This window comes from Arthrobacter sp. JDC6, from assembly GCF_056484025.1.
Window position 1 is genome coordinate 4103194 of sequence record NZ_CM151278.1, and the last position, 21767, is coordinate 4124960.

The 21767-nt window shown below is 67.7% G+C and carries 17 protein-coding genes; 2 read left to right on the top strand and 15 right to left on the bottom strand.

Annotated elements, in window-relative coordinates:
• Positions 1-6: 6 nt before the first annotated feature.
• The 3 genes from ACV095_RS18995 to ACV095_RS19005 all read right to left on the bottom strand — a co-directional run bounded on the left by ACV095_RS18995 (position 7) and on the right by ACV095_RS19005 (position 3229).
• Positions 7-885 carry a carbohydrate ABC transporter permease gene (locus ACV095_RS18995; RefSeq protein ID WP_018770860.1) on the bottom strand — a complete coding sequence of 293 codons (879 nt, stop codon included), beginning with the start codon at positions 883-885 and terminating at the stop codon, positions 7-9.
• On the bottom strand, positions 882-1835 hold the full coding sequence (locus ACV095_RS19000; RefSeq protein WP_186447807.1) for a carbohydrate ABC transporter permease: 954 nt from the start codon (positions 1833-1835) through the stop codon (positions 882-884). The genes ACV095_RS18995 and ACV095_RS19000 overlap by 4 nt, the downstream gene beginning before the upstream one ends.
• Before the next feature lie 95 nt (positions 1836-1930).
• On the bottom strand, positions 1931-3229 hold the full coding sequence (locus ACV095_RS19005) for an ABC transporter substrate-binding protein (RefSeq protein ID WP_134165247.1): 1299 nt from the start codon (positions 3227-3229) through the stop codon (positions 1931-1933).
• A 137-nt stretch (positions 3230-3366) separates the two neighbouring features.
• On the opposite strand from ACV095_RS19005, the gene ACV095_RS19010 reads away from it, so the two are divergent.
• Positions 3367-4122, top strand: coding sequence for a FadR/GntR family transcriptional regulator (locus ACV095_RS19010; RefSeq protein ID WP_018770863.1), 756 nt, complete (start codon positions 3367-3369; stop codon positions 4120-4122).
• Between the two features lie 36 nt (positions 4123-4158).
• Here ACV095_RS19010 and ACV095_RS19015 read toward each other — a convergent pair whose 3' ends face one another.
• The 3 genes from ACV095_RS19015 to ACV095_RS19025 are packed head-to-tail and all read right to left on the bottom strand — an operon-like array spanning position 4159 to position 8875.
• Positions 4159-5103, bottom strand: a complete 945-nt coding sequence (locus tag ACV095_RS19015) for an alpha/beta hydrolase (RefSeq protein ID WP_478222491.1) — start codon at positions 5101-5103, stop codon at positions 4159-4161.
• A 20-nt stretch (positions 5104-5123) separates the two neighbouring features.
• Entirely contained in the window at positions 5124-6146 is a 1023-nt protein-coding gene (locus ACV095_RS19020) for an alpha/beta hydrolase fold domain-containing protein (protein WP_478222492.1), read from the bottom strand.
• Complete coding sequence (locus ACV095_RS19025) at positions 6143-8875, bottom strand: alpha-L-rhamnosidase (protein ID WP_478222493.1); 2733 nt, start codon at positions 8873-8875, stop codon at positions 6143-6145. The genes ACV095_RS19020 and ACV095_RS19025 overlap by 4 nt, the downstream gene beginning before the upstream one ends.
• A gap of 137 nt (positions 8876-9012) precedes the next feature.
• Between ACV095_RS19025 and ACV095_RS19030 the strand changes: the two genes are divergently transcribed.
• Positions 9013-9843 carry an IclR family transcriptional regulator gene (locus tag ACV095_RS19030; RefSeq protein ID WP_134165251.1) on the top strand — a complete coding sequence of 277 codons (831 nt, stop codon included), beginning with the start codon at positions 9013-9015 and terminating at the stop codon, positions 9841-9843.
• Between the two features lie 5 nt (positions 9844-9848).
• Here ACV095_RS19030 and ACV095_RS19035 read toward each other — a convergent pair whose 3' ends face one another.
• The 9 genes from ACV095_RS19035 to ACV095_RS19075 form a co-directional block, all read right to left on the bottom strand.
• The gene (locus ACV095_RS19035; RefSeq protein WP_478222494.1) at positions 9849-11000 is read right to left on the bottom strand and encodes a cation:proton antiporter; all 1152 of its coding nucleotides are present in this window, start codon (positions 10998-11000) and stop codon (positions 9849-9851) included.
• Between the two features lie 272 nt (positions 11001-11272).
• Positions 11273-12760: a glycoside hydrolase family 43 protein gene (locus ACV095_RS19040; protein ID WP_478222495.1), complete on the bottom strand. Its 1488-nt coding sequence runs from the start codon at positions 12758-12760 to the stop codon at positions 11273-11275.
• 77 nt (positions 12761-12837) lie between these two features.
• Positions 12838-13302, bottom strand: coding sequence for a phage tail protein (locus tag ACV095_RS19045; RefSeq protein WP_478222496.1), 465 nt, complete (start codon positions 13300-13302; stop codon positions 12838-12840).
• Between the two features lie 60 nt (positions 13303-13362).
• Positions 13363-14319 carry a glycoside hydrolase family 43 protein gene (locus tag ACV095_RS19050; RefSeq protein ID WP_478222497.1) on the bottom strand — a complete coding sequence of 319 codons (957 nt, stop codon included), beginning with the start codon at positions 14317-14319 and terminating at the stop codon, positions 13363-13365.
• Positions 14319-16613: an alpha-L-rhamnosidase gene (locus ACV095_RS19055; protein ID WP_478222498.1), complete on the bottom strand. Its 2295-nt coding sequence runs from the start codon at positions 16611-16613 to the stop codon at positions 14319-14321. The genes ACV095_RS19050 and ACV095_RS19055 overlap by 1 nt, the downstream gene beginning before the upstream one ends.
• Positions 16614-16678: 65 nt before the next feature.
• Positions 16679-17599 carry an MBL fold metallo-hydrolase gene (locus ACV095_RS19060; RefSeq protein WP_478222499.1) on the bottom strand — a complete coding sequence of 307 codons (921 nt, stop codon included), beginning with the start codon at positions 17597-17599 and terminating at the stop codon, positions 16679-16681.
• 70 nt (positions 17600-17669) lie between these two features.
• Complete coding sequence (locus ACV095_RS19065; protein WP_478222500.1) at positions 17670-18677, bottom strand: oligopeptide/dipeptide ABC transporter ATP-binding protein; 1008 nt, start codon at positions 18675-18677, stop codon at positions 17670-17672.
• Complete coding sequence (locus tag ACV095_RS19070; RefSeq protein ID WP_056388288.1) at positions 18674-20788, bottom strand: dipeptide/oligopeptide/nickel ABC transporter permease/ATP-binding protein; 2115 nt, start codon at positions 20786-20788, stop codon at positions 18674-18676. The genes ACV095_RS19065 and ACV095_RS19070 overlap by 4 nt, the downstream gene beginning before the upstream one ends.
• Positions 20785-21738: an ABC transporter permease gene (locus tag ACV095_RS19075; protein ID WP_018770873.1), complete on the bottom strand. Its 954-nt coding sequence runs from the start codon at positions 21736-21738 to the stop codon at positions 20785-20787. The genes ACV095_RS19070 and ACV095_RS19075 overlap by 4 nt, the downstream gene beginning before the upstream one ends.
• Positions 21739-21767 lie beyond the last annotated feature (29 nt).

Below are 21767 nucleotides of genomic sequence, written 5' to 3' on the forward strand. Positions count from 1 at the left end.
GCGGTCCTAACCCTTGGTGGCGCCGGCGGTCAGGCCGGAGACGATGTACTTCTGCGTGAAGAGCGCAATGATCATGATGGGGATGGTGACAACAGTCGCCGCGGCCATCAGCCCGCCCCAGTCGATGCTGGCGTAGGAGACGAAGTCGAAGATCGCCACCGGCAGGGTCTTGGTCTTGGAGCCGGAGAGCACCAGCGCGAACATGAAGTTGTTCCAGGAGAAGATAAAGGACAGGATGCCGGCTGTGGCGATCCCGGACACCGCCAGCGGAAGCGTGATCAGCCGGAACGCACCGATCGGCGTAAGCCCGTCCACTTCGGCTGATTCCTCCAGCTCCAGGGGCAGCGAGTCGAAGTAGCTCATCATGATGTACACGATCAGCGGGAGGGCCACGAACATGTGGCTGAGGATCAGCACCTCGAACTTCCCCACCATGCGCAGGTTGGAGAAGACGTAGTACCAAGGCACCAGGAGCGAGACGCCGGGAATGACCCGGGCCATCAGGACCACCAGCGCCGAGCGGTGCATGGTGAACCGGCTCATGGCGTAGGCAGCCGGGACACCGAGGACGATTGACAGCGCGGTGGAGACGAAGGCAACCCAGAAGCTGTTGAAGATGAACACGAAGTAGTTGTTGCGCTGCAGCACGTTGGCGTAGTTCTCTATGGTGGGCGAGAACAGGAACGCCTTGCCGGTGTCGTAGATGTCCACGTTGGTCTTCAGCGATGCCAGCAGCATCCAGAAGAGCGGCGCAAGCAGGAACAGCACCACGAGGATGAGGGCGACGACCCGGAACACCTTGTAGGCGCGCGTGGCCAGGGGCTTGCGGCGGCGCGGGGGCCGGCGGTCCGCGGCGGTGGCGGCGGAATCTGTCATGACGGTCATTTGCTTACCGCTTTCTTGCGCATGGTGAGCAGCCACATGGAGCCGATGATGATCATGAAGAACAGGATCAGCACCGCCGAGGAAAGCCCGTACTGGTTGTAGTCGAAGCTGAGTCCGTAGGCGTAGACGTTCAGCGTCTCCACTTCGTGGAACGAGCCGCCGCCCTTGCCCTTGGTGGCGTAAAGGATGTCGAAGGTCTTCAGTGCATCGATGCCGCGCAGCAGGATGGCCACGATCACGGTGGGCATCATGAGGGGCAGCGTGATGTAGAAGAACCGCTGGAAGGCGTTGGCGCCGTCCACGCGGGCGGCCTCGTCCGGTTCGTCGGACAGCGAGGTCAGCCCGGCCAGCAGGATCAGGACCACCATGGGGGTCCACTGCCACACGTCCATGAAGATGGTGGTGCCCAGGGCGGTGTCCTGGCCGGACAGCCACGGCTGGGGCGGAATGCCCACCATGCCCAGGAGCTGGTTGACGAAGCCGATGTTGGGATCGAAGATCAGCCGCCACATCATGCCGACCGCCACGGGCGTGGCCACGAGCGGCAGCAGGATGGCCACCCGGACCCACTTTTCACCCCGGAAGGGCCGCCACAGAAGCAGCGCCACGCCCATGCCCAGCACCACTTCGAAGGCCAGTGCGACGCCGGTGAAGGAAAGGGTGCGGCCCACGGCGGGCCAGAAACGCTCGGTATCGCTGAGGACCGTGATGTAGTTCTGCAGCCCGATGAACTCCGTTGCGGCCCGCACGGATCCCTGGGAGTCGGTGAGGCTGAGGTACACGGTCCAGGCCAGCGGAAAGATGATCAGGACGCCGACGAAGATCATTGCCGGTGCCGCGAAGAGCCACTTTCGGTGCCGGTTGGCCCAGGCGGAAAAGTTCCCCCCGGCACCGGCGGGGCCACCGGGCCGGCGGGTGCGGGCGCTGCGGGGAGGGTTCAATACAGACATGGTTCACCTAAGGAGTTTGGGGGTGAAGTGGGCCGCGCCGGGACGGCCATGGGCCGTCCCGGCGGGATGTTGGTGCGCGATAGGCGCCCGGTGTCCTACTTCTTTTCGCTGTCCAGGAAGGTCTGGAAAGCAGTCTGGGCGTCGTTTGCCGCTGCGGCGGCGTCCCCGCCGGTGATGGTGGCGACAATCGGGGCACCCACGATTTCGCGTGCCTTGCCTACGGTGACAACCTCGGGCCGGTCGTGGCCCACACCGTTCTTGGCGCTGGCGGAGATCGCGTCGGCGAGGTCCTTCGGGTAGGTGGAGGTTCCGTCAGGGTTGGACCAGACGGAGGTGCGCGGGCCCGGGACGCCGGCCTTCTGGGCTGCCAGGGTGCGTTCCTTGCTGGTTGCCCACTGGATGAACTTCCAGGCGTTGTCCTGGTTGCTGGAGTTCTGGTTCACGCCCAGCGCCCAAGAGGGGATGTTGTACGGCTTGGAACCGGCGGGACCTGCAGGCAGCGCAGCGAATCCAACCTTGTCCGCAACCTTGGACTTGGCGGGGTCGGTGGCGTTCTTGTAGAGCGAATCTGCCTCCGTGTAGAAGGCGGCACCGCCCTGGGTGAAGATGGCCATCGCCTCCGGCCAGCTCATGTCCGTGCTGACGTTGGCGGGACCGTAGTTGCGGATCAGGCCGCCGTAGTAGGCGTAGGCCTTCTTGGCGGCGTCGGTGTTGACGGAGGCCTTGCCGCTGGAGTCCATGAAGTCGCCGCCAAAGCTGTACAGGAAGCTGGAGAACTGGGTCACCGCGGCGGACTTGCCGGTGCGGGCCACGAAGCCTGCGGTGTCAGGGGAGGACGCCTTGATGGCCTTGGCCGCCGCTTCCAGTTCCTCCATGGTCTTGGGGACCTGGAGGCCTGCGGCCTGCAGCAGGTCCTTGCGGTAGTACAGGACTTCGCGCTCGGTGATGATCGGAACACCAACCACCTTGCCGTCAACGGTGGTGGCCTTGACCGGGCCCTCCTGGTAATCCTTCCAGTCCCAGCCCGAGTCCGATGAGACGTTCTTGGTCAGGTCCGCAAGGTAAGCGTTCTTGGCAAAAGCCTTGCCTTCCTGCAGCGGGCGGTACATCATCACGTCGATCTCGTCGCTGCCTGCGTTGAGCTTGACGTTGTACTGGTCAGAGAGCTGGTCCTCGCCGAGCTGGGTCAGCTCCACCTTGAGCCCGCTGGACTTCTCGAATTCCGGAATCGCGGCCTTGATGCCCTCGGTCCACACGTGGTTGGCCAGGGTGACACGGACGGTGCCGGACTGCTTGGCCTGGTCGCTGCCGCCTCCGCCGCCGCTGCAGGCGGTCAGCCCCAGCGACATCGCTGCGGCAATTGCCGCGTACTTCACAATTGAATGCCGCTTCATTACGACTTCCTTTGCCTTCAGGCCCGCAGCTTCGCGGGCGGGTGACAGACGCCTCGTTACGTCTGTTGTGTTCAGCGAGCATAAACAAATAAGGCAGACATATACAAGACCTTGCCATGCCCCCATATGATTTATTCATGACCATCCCAAAGGCGGCGTTGTCCCCGGACCTGCATTCATCGCTGGTCGAGAACCTGGGGCTCGCCATTGCCGAGGGAACGCTGGCCCCGAATTCGATCCTGCGCTTGGATGAGCTGGAGGCGCAGCACAAGGTGTCCCGCTCCGTGATCCGGGAGGCCACCCGTGTCCTGTCGTCGATGGGCATGCTGGAATCGCGCCGCCGACTGGGAACGGTGGTTCAGCCGGAAGCCAGCTGGAACCTCTATGACCCCCAGGTGATCCGGTGGCGGCTGGCCTCGGCCAAGCGGCTGGAGCAGTTGCGGTCCCTGAATGAACTGCGCGGCGCCATTGAGCCGCAGGCCGCCCGGCTCGCGGCCGAGCGCGCTTCACTCGACCAGGCCAGCGACCTTGTTTCCATGGCAGCCCGGCTTTGGGCCGCCGGGCAGCGGGGAGACCAGGAAGATTTCCTGCGCCTGGACATCGAATTCCATGCCGCTGTCCTCAACGCCTCCGGCAACCTGATGTTTTCGCAGCTGCATAAACTCGTGGCGGAAGTGCTGGCGGGGCGGACCCAGCACGGCCTGATGCCCCATCTTCCGGACCATGAGGCACTGCAGATGCACGTGGATGTGGCCAGCGCCATCCAGCGGGGCCAGGCAGCCGCCGCGCATGCCGCCATGAGCCGGATTGTGGAGCAGTCCACCGAGGAGATGGGTGACATCTGGTCCAGCAGCCATGCTTCCGTCAACGACGGCGCGGCCAACCCCGGGTAAGCCAGGTGCCGGCAGCACCAGCGGACGCCGGAAGGGTTACGCCCGCCGGACTGCCAGCAGCTCACCCGCCAGGAAATCCAGGGCCGCCTGCCCTTCCGGCAGGCCGGCGGTGTGGTTGAGGTGGCCGTGGACCGCGCCCTGGGCGAGGAAGCAGGACACCGGAACCCCTGCGCGTTCCAGCTCAGCAGCAAACAGCTCGGTGGAGCCGCGGGCGTCGTCGTACTCGCAGGCGAGCAGGGCCGTGGGCGGCAGTCCGGCAGGGTCCGCGTAGCCGGGCATCGCATAGGACGATGCCATGCTGACGGGGCCGCCCACGTAGTTCTCGGCCGTCCGGATGCAGTCCTCTACGGTGAACCGCAGGTGCCGGGGCAGCCCGGCCATGACCCGCTGATCCAGTCCCCCGGCCGGCGGCGGGAGTTCCGCGTGCAGGAAGGGGTAGGCCAGCAGGAGCTTGGCGGGCAGCGGCTTTCCGGCGTCAATCAGGTAGAGCGCGGCGCCCACCGCCAGGTTGCCACCGGCACCGGCACCGCCCAGGCAGAGCAGGTCCGGATCCAGCCCCAGGGATTCGGCGTTCTTCCGGGCCCAAAACCAGCCGGCCAGGGCGTCGTCGTGCGGGATGGGGAAGGACACGCCGTCGCGGGCCAGCCGGTAGTCCACGGACAGCACCGGCGTGCCCTGGTTCGCGAGCACCCGCGCCAGGTAATCCGACTCCGGGCTATCCACGCTGCCGCTGACGAATCCGCCGCCGTGCAGCCACAGGAGGGCGGGGCTGTCCGCGCCGGCCGGTTCCCCGTAGATCCGGATGGCCACCGGCCCGTGCCGGCCGTCGGCCGTCACGTCGCGGATGGGGACGTCCGGCCCGGGTGAGCGCAGGGCGTCCGGGTTTAGGAACTGCGGTCCTTCCGGGCTGGCCAGGTACTCAGCGAATCCGGCGGCGGCCTCCCCCTGTGGGCCGGCCGGGGTGGCGTCGGGGGAAGCCACGTCTGGTTTTGTGCGGGGTTTCATGGTGTTCCCAACTTCCGTGAGAAGTAGTCAACGGCTGTGGCCAGGATGGTATCCAACTGGTCCTCGGCGCCGAAGAAGCAGTGGTCGCCGCCCGTGATGGTCATGACGTCATGTTCCACGCCGGCGCCGGCGAGCGCGGCGGCCAGAAGCTGGGTCTGCGAGTGCGGGACCAGTCCATCCGAATCGCCGTGGACCAGGAGGAACGGGGCGGCATCCGCCGATACGTAGCTGACGGGGCTGGCCGCGGCCAGCAGTTTCGGGTCGTCCGACCCGCCCACCAGCATCTGCTCGGGCTGCAGCGACATTCCCGGCGGGACAGCGGCAGTCAAGGAAGGGGGAAAGAGCCCGTCCGGGGTGACTATTGGCGGGATGTCCACCAGCGAAGACACGCCGTAGAAGTCGACGACGGCGCTGACGCTGCTTGGGTGCCCCTGCGCACCGAGACCGCCCTCCAGGTCTTCGCGCTTGCCGGTGAGTCCCAGGAGCGCTACCAGGTGGCCGCCTGCTGATTCGCCCCAGGCGCCAAACCTGTCCGGGTCGATGCTGAGGTCCCCGGCGAACTCCCGGAGGTAGCGGACCGCGGCTTTGAGGTCGTGGAGCTGTGCCGGGAACGGCGCCTCCAGCGAGTGCCGGTAGTCTGCCGTGGCGCAGGCGATGCCTGCCTCGTTGAGCAGCCGGAACACGGAATCGGGGGCGAAGGTGGGCGGCAGTTCGCGGCGGTCGCCCAGCTGGAACGCTCCGCCGTGCACCCAGAGGACCATCGGCGTGGTCCCAAAGGCCTTGCGGGGCAGCCAGATGTCCATCTTCAGCGGCCGGAATCCGATGGCCCGGGCGTAGGTGACTTCACGGTGCACGGAGGATACGTCCGAGACCTGCTCCGCCGTGCCCGGGGCATCGAAGACAGGGAACGGCGGAACCTTCCTGCCTCCGGGACGGGAGGTGTCGGGACGGGATATGTCAGAACGCGACATGTCGGAAGGGGACAGGTCGAGTACCCCGGTAGCGTCATCCACTGTCATAGTGTGCTCCTCATCAGCGCAGGTTGTGCAGTGCCCGGGCCGGTGGCGGCAGGGAAAGTGTGGTGTCCCGGCCCGACGACGGCGGCCGGCGCGCCGGGGAGCCGCACCTCCGCGGTGGTGCCGGAGGGAATCGTGGCTGTGAGCGTCAGCACGCCGCCGTCCATTGCTCCTTCCGCCGCAGTCCAGGCCACCTGGATCAGGCCCCGTGGCCCCATGTGTGAGGTGGAGGCGGATGCCAGGCCGGCGCCGGGGCGGGGCTCAATGATGATGTGCTCCCAGCCTGCGCTTCCGGGCGCCTGCCGCAGGCCGGCGGTGTAGCGGTGCAGGAAGGAGACCACGGCACCCTTGCTGTAGTGGTTGAGCGACTGGTGCGGCGTGCCGTTGGCATCGATGCCGTTCCACAACTCCCACACGGTGGTGGCGCCGCGGTCCACCATGGTCAGCCAGGACGGTTCCGAGTCCTGCATCAGGAGTTCATAGGCCAGGTCCAGTTGTCCGTTGTCCGCCAGGACCGGGAGCAGGTAGGGCGTGGCCAGGAAGCCGGTGCCCAGGTGGGTGCCGGCGTTCCGGATCAGGGCGGCCAGCTGCGAGGTGACCGTGGGGCGGTGTTCGGGGCTGACAAGGTCGAAGGCCAGGGCGCGGACGCAGTTGGCCTGCGTGGCTTGGATTACGCTGCCGGAAAAATCAAGGTATTCCGTCTCCCACGCGTCCCGGATCAGGTGTGAAAGTTCCGCGAGCTCGGCGGCCTCTGTATCCAGGCCCAGGACAGCAGCGATTCGTGCCATCACGTCCGTGGTGTGCCGGTAGTAGGCCGTGGCCACGATCCCGTGGTCGGCGCTGCGGGCGGCGAACAGGTCAGGTTCGGGGCCGTCCGGTTCCATCCATTCACCAAAGTGGAAGCCGGTGTCCCACAGGTACCGCTCGTGCGGCGCGGGCGCTGCGCTTGCGGCGGCGCCCGCGGCGTGCCGCTCCGTTTCGGCGGTAGCCTGCACAAAGTGTAGCCACCGCTGCATGGCCTCCCAGTTTTCGGCGAGGATCCTGGCGTCCCCTGACGCCAGGTAGACCTCCCAGGGCACCATCACCACCGCATCGCCCCAGCCGGCGGACCCGTTGGTGAAGCCCATGAACTCCGCCGAGGTGGCCGCGGGCCCGGGGGACGGCGAGATGTTGGTGATGACGCCGTTGTCCCATTGGTCTGCACGGACGTCGCGCAGCCACTTGCGGGAGAAGCCTGTGACGTCGAAAAGGTAGGCGGCAGTGGGGACAAACAGCTGCCAGTCCCCGGTCCAGCCGGCTTTCTCGCGCTGAGGGCAGTCGGTGGGGACCTCGCAGGAGTTGCCCAGGAAGCTCCATTCCACGATGTCATGCAGTGTGTTCAGGCGCGCATCGCTGCAGCTGAAGGTGCCAGTACGTTCCAGGTCCGTCCGCACCAGGCAGCCGGTGATGTCTCCCGGCTGGAGGCCCGCGGCGAGGCCCTGGACCGAGACGTACCGGAAGCCGTGGGTGGTGTGCCGGGGTTCGAAGACTTCCCCGGGGGCACCCGAGGCGGTGACGGTGTCCACCTGGCCTGCGTCCCGGAAGGCTCCCGGCGCCCGGAAGTTGAGGGGGCGTAGATGGTCCCGGTTGACGTCGCCGTCCGCTCCGAGCGCTTCGCCGTATTCCAGGGTGACGGTTTCGCCCGGTGCGCCGAGCCTGGTGAGCCGGACCCAGCCGTGGATGTTCTGGCCGAAGTCCACCACCTGGCTGCCGTTGGCCAGCCGCGTGGTGGACGCCGGAACAAGTTCCTGCGCCACCCGGGTGGGCGGCGCAAGGGGTCCGGCCAGTGCGGTGAAACTGCCGGGACGGACGACGGCGGAACACGGCCGGGGTGCGCGGGCAACCGGGGCGCCGTTGCCCGCCTTAGGTGCGCTGCCGCCGTCGGCCTTCCTGAAATCCACGCCCTGGCCCGCCATAAGGTCGGCGCTGAGGATCTCCGTGGCGGACACCAGCCACGAGCTGTCGGTGCCGATGACCTGCCTGCCGGCCCGTGACTCCAGTTCGAGCTGCGCCAGGAAGGCCGTGTGCGTTCCGTACATGTCGGCGTCGCGCGTGTATCCGAACGTGCCGCGGTACCAGCCGTCGGTGAGGACGGCGCGCACGGTGTTGCTGCCTTCACGGATCAGGGCGGTGACGTCGTGGGCCTGGACCTGGAGCGTGGTGTTGTAGCTGGTGGAGCCTGGGGTGAGTTGCTGGTCGCCCACGCGGTGGCCGTTGATGAAGAGCTCATAGATGCCGTGCGCGGTGGCGTAGGCGCGGGCCTTCTGCGGGGCCGCCGGCAGGAAGAAGGTTTTGGTGAGGGCGTAGCCGGGCCGGTCTCCTGGCGCCGGAACTTGGGGCTCGTCTGGCCCGATCCACTGCGCCGTCCAGTCCTCGGCATGCATCAGCCCCAGCTCCACCGGCATGGGGCTGGACCAGCCGCTTGGTGTTTCGGTGCCTTTTTCGTCCCTGTCCCAGGTGCGGACGCGCCACTCGAACCGGTCCCGCGAGCGCAGCGCCGGCCCGCCGTACGGGATGCCGCTGCAGGCGGCCGACTCGACCTTCCCCGTGTCCCAGCCGTTGCTTGCGGTGATGCGGTATGCCGCCTGGCTTGTGGTTCCGCCGGGGGGCGTCCAGCTGAGCCTGGGCTCCCGGATGGTCAGGCCCATCGCTTCCAACAGGTGCTCGGCCCGAAGCCGGGTGGGGGCGGTCATGCGGCAGGGCTCCTGGGGTGCGGGTGCTGGGAGTTCCAGCTTGGTTGGCGCGCTCCTGTCCCCCACACAGCATTTTCATTGGTCGAAATAGTATTGTGGGGCAGCTCACCAATGCATCAGCGCTAGGAACCACCGCCATGACTGTCATTCCGGACCCGGACACCCCGCCTGCCCGCGGAAAGCGGCCCAAACAGGGCGAACCCGTCATCGACCGCGCGCTGAGCTTGCTCGCCGTCTTCTCCGACCGGCGGCGGGCACTGACGCTCTCGGAACTCGCCCGGTATGCGGACATGCCCGCGCCCACCGCACTGCGGCTGATCGCCCGGTTGGTGGCATGGGGTGCGCTTGAAAGACTCGACGACGGCCGGTATGTCGTGGGGGTCCGGCTGTGGGAAGTGGCGTCGCTGTCGCCCCGCGGGCACGGGGTGCGGGAAATTGCCCTTCCCTACCTGGAGGATCTGTTCGAAGTCACCCGGCACCACGTGCTGCTGGCGGTGCGGGACAACGAGCAGGCGGTGCTGATCGAGCGGCTGTCCGCGAAGGATGCCACGGAGGTGGCGTACCGCGTGGGTGGCCGGGCGCCCCTGCGGTCCACGGCGATCGGGCTGGTGCTGCTGGCGGGCGCGGACCAGCAGTTCCAGGAGACCATCCTGAAGCGGCCGCCGGAAAACGAGCCCGGAGTGCCGGAGATGCCGGAGGGCCAGCTGCGCAGGACCCTTTCGGATGTGCGGCGCACCGGGATTGCGATGATCCGCCGTACCGTCCCGTCCCGGACGGTCTCCGTGGCGTCCCCCATCTTCGACGCCCAGGGCTCCGTGGTGGCGTCACTGTCCATCGTGGTCCCGGACGGGTCCACTCCCCCGAACGTACTGGCCCCCGCTGTCCGCGCGGCCGCCCGCGCCGTCTCCAGGAACCTGGGGCACCAGGCTGCCGTCAGCGCCGGCACCCGGACGCACTCGCAGGGGTAGCGGCCCTACGCGGCCGAGGCCGGGGTGTTCCGTGCAAAGGTGTGGGCCGCGCGTGAGCCTGCTGCCGCGCTGGCCCCGATGGTGATGAGTGCGCCGAGGATCATCGCCGAGGCTTCTCCGGGCACCAGGAGATCCAGTTGGGAGCCGATGGTGGCAGCGGCAACCGGCACGCCCAGCTGGGATGCCGAGAGCATCGCGAGCGGCAGCGGGTGGCCGAGCAGGCGCAGGCTTCCGTGGACCAGCAGGGCACCCAGTCCCAGGCAGAATCCGAGGAGAACCATCGAGGGACTGCCGGCGAGGGCGCTCAGGTCAAGTGATGCGCCCAGCCAGACGAAGAACACGGGCCCCAGGAAGCCGTCGCTCACGGCGAAAAGCTGGTGTGCCAGCCGCCTCGGTTCACCCACCGCCGCCACAACCAATCCGAAGGAGAATCCGGCGAGCATGACGGATACGTGACCTGCCACGGCAAGGCCGGAGAGCGCGAAAAGCAAGGCAAGCTGGATCCGCAGTTCCAGGGCAAACTTCCGGTCCTCGGACACGTCGTGGACGCGTTTGCGGGTGCCACTATCCTCCAGCCAGCGAAGCACGAAGAACAACACCACGGAACACGCAGCGACGCCGGCCGCCCCGATTGCTGCCCTGGGAGCATTAGGCGGGTCGACGGCGAGCGGAAGCGCCACGATGCAGGCGATGTCCGCCACGGCCACCTGCGCCGTCATCGTGAGGACCTTGGGGCCCGTCAACCGCAGGGAATCGATAATTGGCAGGACCAGGGCCGCTGAGGACGATGCGAGCAGGACGATGTAGAGCGGAGCATGGCCGGTCCCAAAGGCGAACGCTGTGACGGTTCCGACGGCGGCCGCGAGCAGTGCGGCGATGGCGGCGCTCAGCGCGCCGCCGGCCAGTGCGGGGCGGAGGGCACGGTCCCGCACTGGCACATGCGTTCCGGCGACGAACATGATGAGGGCGAACCCCACGTCGGCAACGAACGTGAACGTCGGATCTGAGGAATCCACCAGCCCCAGGCCGGTGCGTCCGATGGCGATGCCGGCCAGCAGTTGCCCGAGCACCGTGGGAAGGTGCCATGTCCGGGGGAATGCCAGCAAAGGTCCGAGGAGCGCGACGGCGGCGATCAGCGAAAGCTGGAAGAACGACATCTTCCTCCTTTTGCCGGCGCGCCCGGACCGTACCCGCCCCAGGCATCGGCGGCCGGCCGATGTGGCGGACGGATAGTGCGCCCACAGTACTCACGCCCATGCACGCGGTCAACGGCACGGGCAGTGGGCCGGTACGGGCGCCGACCGCGTGTCAAACGCTGCGGCTGATTCCCGCAGGAGCCGCGCCACGGTATCCCCTGGAGGGCACACCGGGCACATCGGTCCCTGACGCGCCGCCCGTACAACTTCCCGGTGCCGTGGCGGCTTAGCGGTCAGTCCCCGCCGCGGTAGGACAGGCGGCGGACCAGGACCTCGCCGTCCACCGCGAAGACGCCAAAAGCCCTGCCGGTGAAGGCCTTGGCAGTTTCAAAGGCCCAGTGCCGTCCGTCCAGTTCCGTGAGCAGCTCCCCTTCAGCGCTGCCGCCCGGCCGTGCGCCGCGGACCAGCAGGCGGATCCTGTCGCCGCCCACGGCGCCGGCGCGGAAGTCCGACGGCGGCGGGCTGGCCACGACTGCCAGCTCAACGTCACCGGGCGGAACAGTTGCTTCCCAGGTGCGGTCAAAGCCCGCGACGACGGCACGCGCCGTGATCCTGACGGCGTCGCCGTCCTGGCGGGCCTCGATGCCGAACCAGTTGTCCTCGGCGTTCCGCACGGCGATGCCGCCCGTACCGGAGCCGATGTCCAGCAAAGCCCTGAATTCCATCCCGAGGTGGCGCTGGCGTTGGGCGACGAAACAAGGCCTGGGCGCTCCCATGGTGTTGCCTTCGCCCCTAAGCAAAAGCCCTTTGGAGGTGGGCGCCGAGAAGTCAGCGGGCGTCCGGCGGACACCGATCCATCGCGGATCGTCCAGCCCGGCACCGTTGCTGAAGTCGTACTCAAGCTGTTCCGGCGGCGTCGCACCGAGCTGGGGCATCCGGGCGTGCGGCCAGCCGTCGATCCAGTCCACGGCGGCCAGGAACGTCTCACGGCCCAGCGGTGAGAACGACTTCGCCAGCCCCACCGGACGGACTCCCAGCAGGACCATGGCTGTTCCGCCGTCGGAAAGCTCAACGAGGTCTGCGTGCCCGGTGTTCTGGACGGGCGAACCGGTTCCCGCGGCGGTAAGGAGGGGATTGTGCGGAGCGGATTCGAACGGCCCGTCCGGCCGCCGCGACCGTGCCACGGTCACAGCGTGGCCTCTGTCCGTGCCGCCCTCGGCCGCCAGCAAGTACCACCAGTCACCGCGCCGGTAAAGGTGCGGGCCTTCGGGCGAATACAGCCCGCTGCCGGACCACAGCGGCCGCGGCTTCTCGAGCGCTTCTCCGGTTGCGAGGTCCACCCGCACCTGCTGGATCGCGTCCGGGTGGCGGGCAAAGGTCACGTACGCAGTTCCGTCGTCGTCCCAGGCGAGGTCCGGGTCGATGCCGTCCACCGCCCCGATGACCGTCCCGTCGCTCCATGGCCCGGCGGGATCGGCGGCCGTGAAAACAACGCAACCGCGCCCACCGAGGAACACGGAGACGATCAGGTAGAACACGCCGTCCCGGTAGCGGAGGGTCGGCGCCCAGACGCCGCCGGGCGTGGGGACACGGGCAATCCGGACTTGCTCCTCCCGCGTGGCCACATGGCCCACCAGCTGCCAGCTTTCCAGATCCGGGCTGTGATGGACCGGCAGGCCCGGCAGGTATTCGAAGGACGATGTGACCAGGTAACAGCCGTCCGGCGCGCGGACGATGCTCGGGTCAGGGTTGAAGCCGGCAAGGATGGGGTTGGCGTGCATCCAGCCATCCTGCCCTCCGGCGGCACCTGCAGCGGGGCCGGTTTCAATGGTTGGAACGCGTTCTTCGGCGCTCCCGCCTAGTAATGGCCCTTGATCACGAAGTACGAGCCGCGGATGGTGCCCGCCAGCTTCGACTTTTGGCGGGCGAACTTGAAGCTGGACGCCAGCTCTTCCGGAACGTCCATGCCGTCCGAGAGCTTGAATCCGACCGCCCGCTTGCCCCCTTCCTCAATGCCGTACATGACGTTGATGGACAGCCCTGACTCGTAGAACACGTAGGCCATTCGCAGCCCGTCCACTTCGAAGGAGGACACCTCAAGGGGTTTGGAGGCAATCACCAGGTTGCGCTCGGCGGACAGGATGTTGTTCACATAGTCCAGCACTTCCGGCGCTTCCCCGGCAGGGACCACCGTGAAGTCGTGGTCGTATTTATTCTTGTAGTAGCGGGCCTCGTTGGCGCGGAGCCCGGCCAACGCCTCCGCTACCGGTGACGATTCCAGACCGGCGGTGGACACGTTCTTGAAATCCACGGTGTACGGCATGAGTCCTCCCTGGGAATGATCTTTTGCCACATCGTTGCAGATCAGCGCCTCCGCTGCACCTCATCGAAGGACGCGGATGCTGTTCCCGTCGATTTCCACGCCAGTGATCCTGACCCTTTCGTTGGGTGTGTCGTTCGGCCCGTGAAAGACCAGATAGTCACGCCCGCCGGATGTGCGGAGGACCATTCCATGCCCGCCATTGCTGGACCACACAGGGTCCGCCTGCTGGATCCAGGGCCCCTTGATGGTTCCGCTTTTCGACTCGGCGATGCCCATTGCATACCCGGCCTCGCCGTGGCTTGACCACAGCATCAGCAAAGACCCTTCCGGCGAACGGACAACAAACGGTCCATCGGTGAACAGGGGATCTGCGGCAAGGTTCAGGTCCTTTGGGGGTTCCACCCCCTCCGGGAACCGCAGCGGCCGGGTCCAGGCCGCCGCGGATGCCTTGAACAGGAGAGCAGGCTCACCGAGTGCCGTGCGCAGGTCCGGCGCCAGGCGGACGGCACGCATCTCGCCGTCAGTGATCCCTGGTGCATCAGCGGTTCCCTCCGTCCCCCGGCTGTAGACGAGCCAGCGGGTGGAATCCTCGTCGATATACAGCGTCCCGTCGAGGCACGGTTCGGCCGCCGGCGTCACGGCTCCGTCACTCCAGGCCTGGTACGGGCCCGTGGCCAGATCCGAGGCAAGAACCGCGACGCCCCGGGGGCGGTTGCCCGTTGACGTCGCAAAGGTGCCGAACATGAAGAACCGTCCGTCAAGGGCGTACACCTCCGGAGCCCAGAACTGCGCGTCCGCCCAAAAATCCGCTGGCGGCCGGAAGGCCGCAAAGGGGCCTTCCCAGTGTTCAAGGTCATTGCTGGTATAGCAGTCAAAGCCGGTGGCGGGGCCACTCCACACGTTCCTGTCGCTGGTTCCGAACAGGACAAACTCCCCCGGAACCGGTTCCAGGATGAAAGGGTCCCGCATCCGGATTTCATCGAGGCGCAGGAGCTGAACCGTCTCCTGTCTGCCCATCAGCGGCTTGCCTCGTAATCGGGCATGGGGGCAACGCGCCCTTCGAAAGAGTGCGTGCCGCCCTCAACGGTGCGCCGCACACCGTCCGGAAGGACGACGTCGGCCGCCACCCCGTCGGGGACGGCCGCCTCGAGGCGGAACGCACCGCCGTCGAGCGTCCATTCAACCCGGACCTCACCGTGCGGAGTCTTCAGGTAGGTCCTGGCCCAGTCGATTCCTTGGCCCGGCTGCGGGGCGATGAGGACCCGCGCGTAGCCGGGTTCCAGCGGGCGGATGCCGCCGATGGCCTTGTGCATCCAGTCGGCAACCGCGCCCAGGGCGTAGTGGTTGAAGCTGGTCATCTGTCCGGGGTTGATGGTGCCGTCCGGCAACATGGAATCCCAGCGCTCCCAGACCGTGGTGGCTCCCATCGTCACCGGGTACAGCCAGGAGGGGCAGCCCTCCTCCAGCAGCAGCCGGTAGGCCTCATCCACATGACCGGTGTCCGTCAGCGCGTGCGTGATGAACGGGGTGCCCGCGAATCCGGTGGACACGCGGTAGCCGTTGTCCCTGACCAGTTCCGCCAGGCGGGTCCCGGCGAACTCCCGCAGCTCCGGGGTGGCCAGGATGTCGAAGGCGATAGCCAGCGCGTAGACCGTGGTGCAGTCGCTGCGGATGGTGCCGTCGGCAGCGACGTAGTTCTCGGCGAAGGCGGTACGCACCCGGGCGGCGAGCGCCTCAAAGTGGGCCTCGTCGTCGTGCCTGCCCAACAGCCCGGCAGCCTGGGCGGTTAGGCGCGCGGTGCGGTACATGCAGGCGGTGGCCACCACGCCGGTGTCCGCCTTGGCCGCCCATGGCTGGTCCGGCGCGGCGTCGGGGTCCAGCCAGTCGCCGAACTGGAAGCCGGAGTCCCACAGGCCCGTGGGCGAGAGCAGCCCCTCCACCCGGCGGGTGTGCGAGGCCATCGACTCGTACTGGTTCCGCAGCACGCTGAGGTCCCCGTAGGCCTCCCAGAGTGCCCATGGCACCCACACGGCGGCTTCACTCCACAGGGCGGACGATTCCGGAGCTGGGAATTCGGGCGGCTGCGGGCAGTATTTCAGGGCATCGGGCACGGTGATGGGCACCAGACCGTTCGCCGCCTTCTGCTCGGCGGCCAGGTCCAGCAGCCAGTCCTGCAGGAACCCTTTGACGTCGTACAGGTAGGCAGCAGTGGGGGCGAAGACCGCGATGTCGCCGGTCCAGCCCAGCCGCTCGTCGCGCTGCGGGCAGTCGGTGGGCAGGTCCAGGAAGTTGCCGCGCAGCCCCCAGACGATGTTGCGGTGCAGTTGGTTGACGAGTTCGTTGGAGCACTCAAAGGTGCCGGTTCGCTCCAGGTCGGAGTGGACCACTACGGCCTCAAGGTCTCCCTCGGTGAGGGTGCCCGGCCAGCCGGTGATTTCGGCGTAGCGGAAGCCATGGAAGGTCTTGGTTGGTTCAAAGACGTCTTCCCCGCCCGAGAGGATGAACGTGTCCGTGGCCTTGGCCGACCGCAGGGGCCGGACGCCCAGTTCGCCGTCTTCCAGGACCTCGGCGTGCCGCACGGTGATGGCCTGCCCGGCCTCACCCCGCACCGTGAAGCGGAGCCAGCCCACCAGGTTCTGGCCGAAGTCCACCAGCGTCCGGCCGGTGGGTGAGGTGCGGATTTCCACGGGATGCACGACGCCGGCACGCACCACGGGCGGGCCCACCGGCTCAGCCAGCCGGCCGCCGTCGAACCCCAGCCCACGCACGCCCGTCCAGTCGGCGCCGGGTACAAAGCCGGGCTCCGCCCAGCCCTTTTGCAGGCGGCGGGCGTCGATGGTCTGGCCGTCGTAGAGGTCGTTGAAGGTGGTGGCGGAGGGGCCTGCCTGCCAGGAGGTGTCAGAGGCGACCGACTGGACGTGTCCGTCGTCGAACTCGATGTCCAGCTGGCCGAGGAACCCCAGCTCACTGCCGTACAGGTTGGACATCCCGTGCCAGGCCAGCCGTCCGCGGTACCAGCCGTTGCCCAGTTCCACCCCCAGCACGCTGGTTGGCGCCAGCAGGGAGGTGACGTCGTAGCTGCGGTAGCGCAGCCGCCATTCGTAGGAGCTCCAGCCGGGGCTGAGGACGTCCGAACCAACCGGCGAACCGTTGATGAACGCCTCGTAGACGCCGAGGGCGGTGGCCCGGAGCATCGCCTGCACCACGCCGCCGTGGCCCGCCTCGAGCGTAAATTCCTTGCGGAGCAGCGGGGCGCCGTCGAAGTCCTGCTCGGGCGAAATCATGGCAGCGAGCCAGGGCGTGGAAGTCATGGAAGGAGGGGTCCGTTCTGTGTAGCGGGTTGCAGGTGTGCAGACAGTGACAGCCTGGCGGTGGGCTAGAGGGGTATGACGTCCAGTGCATTCGGGGCGATGATCTCTCCCTCGTAGCCGACGGCTTCGGCCGCTGGAACCGCCATCGCAAGCCAGGTGGACGGCGGTTGCGCAACAGGCGTGTAGTGGCTGAAGACCAGCTTCTTGGCTCGCGCCGCATGGGCGACAGCAGGCAGGTCGAGGACGCTGGAGTGTGCCTCGAAGAGATGCTTTTTCAGCTGCTCTCCACGGGGGTGGGGAAGCCCGGCTGCGATGCGCTCAATGGCGCTGTTGTCCTGCGTTTCATGGACGAGCACATCACACCCCTTGGCGATGGCGGCAAGATTATCGTCAGGGGCGGCCGTGTCACCCGAAAAGACCACCACCTTGCCTGTGCTCTTCACCGTAAACCGGTAGGCATAGGCGTTCGCCACTTCCGGACCGTGGAACACCCGGGTGGCATCAACACGGACGTTGGCGTCCTCCATGACAGGGACGATGCTCCCGTCCAGGGGGATCTCTACGTCATGGCCATCAGGTGCCGTGAAGGCACCGAAGCCGCCGCCGGACTCGAACAGAGCGATGTCGTCCTCAAAGCCGGCGAGGAGGTTCGTTGCTTTTTGCTTGGTCCCTGGTGGGCCCCAGATATTCACGGCGGGCAGGGGTGGCCGTGCTGTCCAGCCGTGCAGCAGGAGCCCAGGCAGTCCGGACGTGTGGTCCAGGTGGTGGTGCGTGATGAACACGTCGCGAATGCCGGCGAATCCCAAACCGGCCTTGGCGAGCTGACGCGACGTATCAAGCCCGCAGTCAACAAGGTACACGGCGTCATTGACCACCAGTGCCAAAGCAGGTTTGGCTTCGTCAGGACCCACGACGGGACCGCCGTTGACTCCCAGCATGACAATCCTGTCGCTGGATCGACCCGGCCGCTGTCGTTGCGCTGTCATCAGGGCTCCACTTCTGTATTGAAGGTTGTCTTTGCAGCGAGGGGTGGCGTCCCCTTCGGTGACTGGAGGTTCAGGCGTAGTGGCAGGCCACATCTGCCGCACCCACACGCCGCAGGGCCGGCCGTTCGGTGGCGCACAGGTCAGTGGCCAGGGGGCAGCGGAGCCGGAAGGGGCAGCCGCCGGGTGCGGGGACCGCGGCCGCCCCCGTACGGACGCCCAGCGATTCGCGGGCCTCCCGGCGCGCCGCCTGCTCCGCCGGACGCGGCACCGGGGAGGCGGCCACGAGGGCCTGGGTGAAGGGGTGCTTGGGGTTCCCGGTGACGGCAGCGGCAGGTCCGCTTTCCATGACCTGCCCGCGGTAGAGCACCACCACGCGCTGGGCCAGGAACTGGACCACGGCGATGTCATGGGCGATGAACAGGTAGCTCAGGCCGCGCTCGTCGCGGAGGTCGGCCAGGAGGTTGAGCACCTGCGCCTGGGTGGAGAGGTCAAGGGCGCTGACGGCTTCGTCGCAGACCACCAGTTGGGGATCGCAGATGAGGGCACGCGCCACTGAAATGCGCTGGCGCTGGCCGCCGGAGAACTGGCTGGGGTAGCGGTCCACGGCGTCCCGCGGCAGGCCCACGCGTTCGAGCATGTCCCCGGCCTTGGCGCGTGCCTCTGCCGCTGAAACCCCTCGCAGGCGCAGCGGTTCGGCCAGGGACGTGCCGATGGTGTTCCGCGGGTTCAGCGATGAGTTGGGGTCCTGGAAGACGGCACGCAGTTCCCCGCCCAGGGCCCGGCGCTCCTTGGCGCTGGCGGAGGTGATGTCCTTGCCCTGGTAGGTGATGGTGCCGCCGGAGACCTTTTGCAGGCCCAGGATTGCCTTGCCAATGGTGGACTTTCCGGATCCGGACTCCCCCACCAGTCCCACAGTCTCCCCGGGTGCGATGCTGAAGCTGACATGGTCGACGGCGGCCGGTGCGGCGGCTGCCTTCCGGCCCCGTCCATAGCGGACCACCAGGTCCTTGATCTCAAGCATGGGGGTGGCGGCGGAGGAAGCCGCGGAATCTTGGCGCTCGGTCACTGCGGTGCTCATGCCGGGTCCTTTTCAACGATCGGGTTTTGCTTGGGGGTGACCTCCAAAACGCGGGAGGCGGGCACGTCCGTGGCCAGCCAGTCCATGCCTTCGACGGCCAGCTGGTCCGCTTTGACACACCGCACCAGCCCTTCGCCGGCGCCGGAGCGCAGCAGCTGAACGGGTTCCATGCAGGCTGAGCCGGCGAACTGGCAGCGGGCCGCGAACCGGCAGCCGGTGGGCCAGTCCTTGGGCTGCGGCACCTGTCCGCTGATGGTGGCAAGGCGCTCCGGCATGTCGTCTGCGTGGTTGGCGTGTGGGTCGGCGGCCAGGAGCGCCAGGGTGTAAGGGTGGCGGGGGTGGTCCAGGACGGCCTGGGTTGTGCCGTTCTCCACCACCTGGCCGGCGTACATGACGGCCACCTGGTCGCAGATGTCCGCCACCACACCAAGGTCGTGGGTCACCATCACCACGGACATGCCTGTGTCCTTCACCAGGGTCCGGAGCAGGGACAGGATTTCGGCCTGCACCGTGACGTCCAGGGCCGTGGTGGGCTCGTCCGCCACCAGCAGCTTCGGCTGCCCGGCCAGTGCCAGGGCAATCGCCACGCGCTGGGCCATGCCGCCGCTGATCTGGTGCGGATAGGTCTTCAGGATCCGCGCCGCGTCCACGATGCCCACCTTTTCCAGCAGGGTCTGCGCCTCCTGGCGGGCCTCGGTCCTGCCCATGCCGCGGAGCCGGCGGATGGTCGCGGTGAGCTGGTACCCCACGGTGAACATCGGGTCCAGGGCGCGCATGGGTTCCTGGCTGATCAGCGCGATCTCCCGGCCGCGCACTGCTTCCATGTCCCTCTCCGCCACCGCTGCCAGGTTTCTTCCGTTCCAGAGGATCTGGCCGCCGGTGACACTTACGCCCGAGGGAAGCAGGCCCAACAAGGACAGCGCGGTCATGGTCTTGCCACAGCCGGACTCCCCCACCAAACCCAGGACGGTGCCGGGCTGGACGTCGAACGAGACATCGGTGACCAGGCGGACGCCGGTGCCTGTACCTGCACTGTCGACGCCGACGGACAGGTTACGGACGCTGAGCGTCCCCTTATCGGCAGAGGCGCCGTCCAATGCGGCCAAGTCCTCCGATCCGGGCGCCCCCGCCGCGATGGCGGCGACGGCCTTGGCGCGCTGCCGGCGTGCCGCGGCGGAGGGCAGGTGCGGTGCGGCCGCGTTGGGGGCCTTGCCCAGGGCATTGCCGATGGCATTGGCGGAGAGGACGGTGAGCGCCAGCACGGCACCGGTGGGCACCATCATCCAGGGGGCGTCATAGACGTGCTGTGAGGCGCCCTGGATCATGCCGCCCCAGCTGGGCTGCGGGATGGGCGGGCCGAAGCCGATGAACGCGAGGCCGGCCTGGATGAGCATGCCCACAGCGAAGATGAGCGCGGACTGGACCACGATGGTGTTCGCCAGGCCGGGCAGGACGTGCCGGAGGCTGATCCGCAGTGGGCTGACGCCGTCCACCTTGGCCGCATCCACGTAGAGCTGGGACTGCAGGGACTTGGCCTGGCCCAGGATCACGCGGTAGATGCCGGCGGACATCAGGATGCCCAGGATGGCCATAACCACTGGGATGTTGGTTCCCACCGCGCCGATGACGGCCAGGATGATCACGGTTCCCGGCAGGGACATCATGATCTCGGTAACCCTGCTGATCACGGCCTCCACGCGTTCGCCGGTGCCGGCAGCAAGCATGGCCAGGATGGTGCCGAGCCCGACGCCGACAATCACCGTGAGCATGGACGTCCCCAGGGTGCCGGCTGCGGCGGCGAAGATCCGGCTGAGGATGTCGCGGCCCAGTTCGTCCGTTCCCAGCCAGTGGGCGGCGGTGGGGCCGGAGAGGACTGAGGCGAAATCCTGGTCCTCTGTCTTGAAGGGCAGCCACAGCGGCGCTGTCAGCGACGCGGTGACAAGCGCCGCAAGCCAGGCCAGGCCGGCCACGGCGCCCGGCGAAGTGAACAGCCGGTGCCGGGATACCTTGGTGATGGCCGCCCTGCCGGCGTTGCGCGCGGGGGCTGCTGCCGGCGTCGTACTTCCTGCCTGGTCCGCGTCCGCAGGGGCCGGGGTAACTGTTGGGATCATGAGGCACGCAACTTCGGGTCGAGGAACTTGGTGGCCAGCTCCAGCACCAGGTTGACAGCGACCACCACCACGGTGGCGATCACCACCACGCCCTGGACGGCGGGGGCATCATGGGTGCTGACGGAGGTCTGGACAGCCTGGCCCAGGCCCGGCATGGCGAACAGCTGCTCGGCGATGACGGAGCCGCCGAACAGGCCGATGAACTGCAGGGCGATGCCGGCCACGATGGGCAGGCTGGCGTAGCGCAGGGCATGGACGTAGAGGATCTTCCAGGTGGGGGTGGCCGTGGCGCGCAGCGTGCGGATGTGTTCCTGCTGCAGCGCCTCGAGCATGGACGCCCGGGTCTGGCGGGCTATGAAGGCAGCGCCGCCCACGGCGAGGGTGATCACCGGCAGCGCCAGGGACAGGGCCCAGTCCTGCGGTGAGGCCTCGAACGGCACGTAGCCGGTGGCCGGGAAGATGGAGGACTGGACGGCGAACAGGTACACGAAGAGGACGCCCACCCAGAACGCCGGCAGGGCGACCAGGAGTCCAACGAAGCCGCCGATCACCTGGTCCAGGAGGCCGCCGCGGACCGCTGCGGTGACGCCCAGGGCGATGCCCAGGACCGCGCTGAGGACGGTGGCGCCGGCGGCAAGCGAGGCTGTGACGGGGAGGCGGCCGGCGAGGTCGGCGCTGACGGAGCGGCCATCGATGAGCGAGACGCCCAGGTCGCCCTGGACGGCGGAACCAAGCCACGTGAAGAACTGTGTGAACAGCGGATCGTTCCAGCCCATCCTCTGGTTGACCTCGTCGATGGCTTCCTGGGAGGCGCCTGCGCCGAGGGAGACGGCTCCCGGGCTGCCGGGCATTGCGTGCACCAGCAGGAATGCCAGCACCGCAACCACCAGCACGGTGGCCAGCGCCATCAGCAGGCGCTTAGTGATGAATAGTGCCATGGTGACCTCCATCGGTCAGGCCCTGCCCGGCCGGGCCCTCC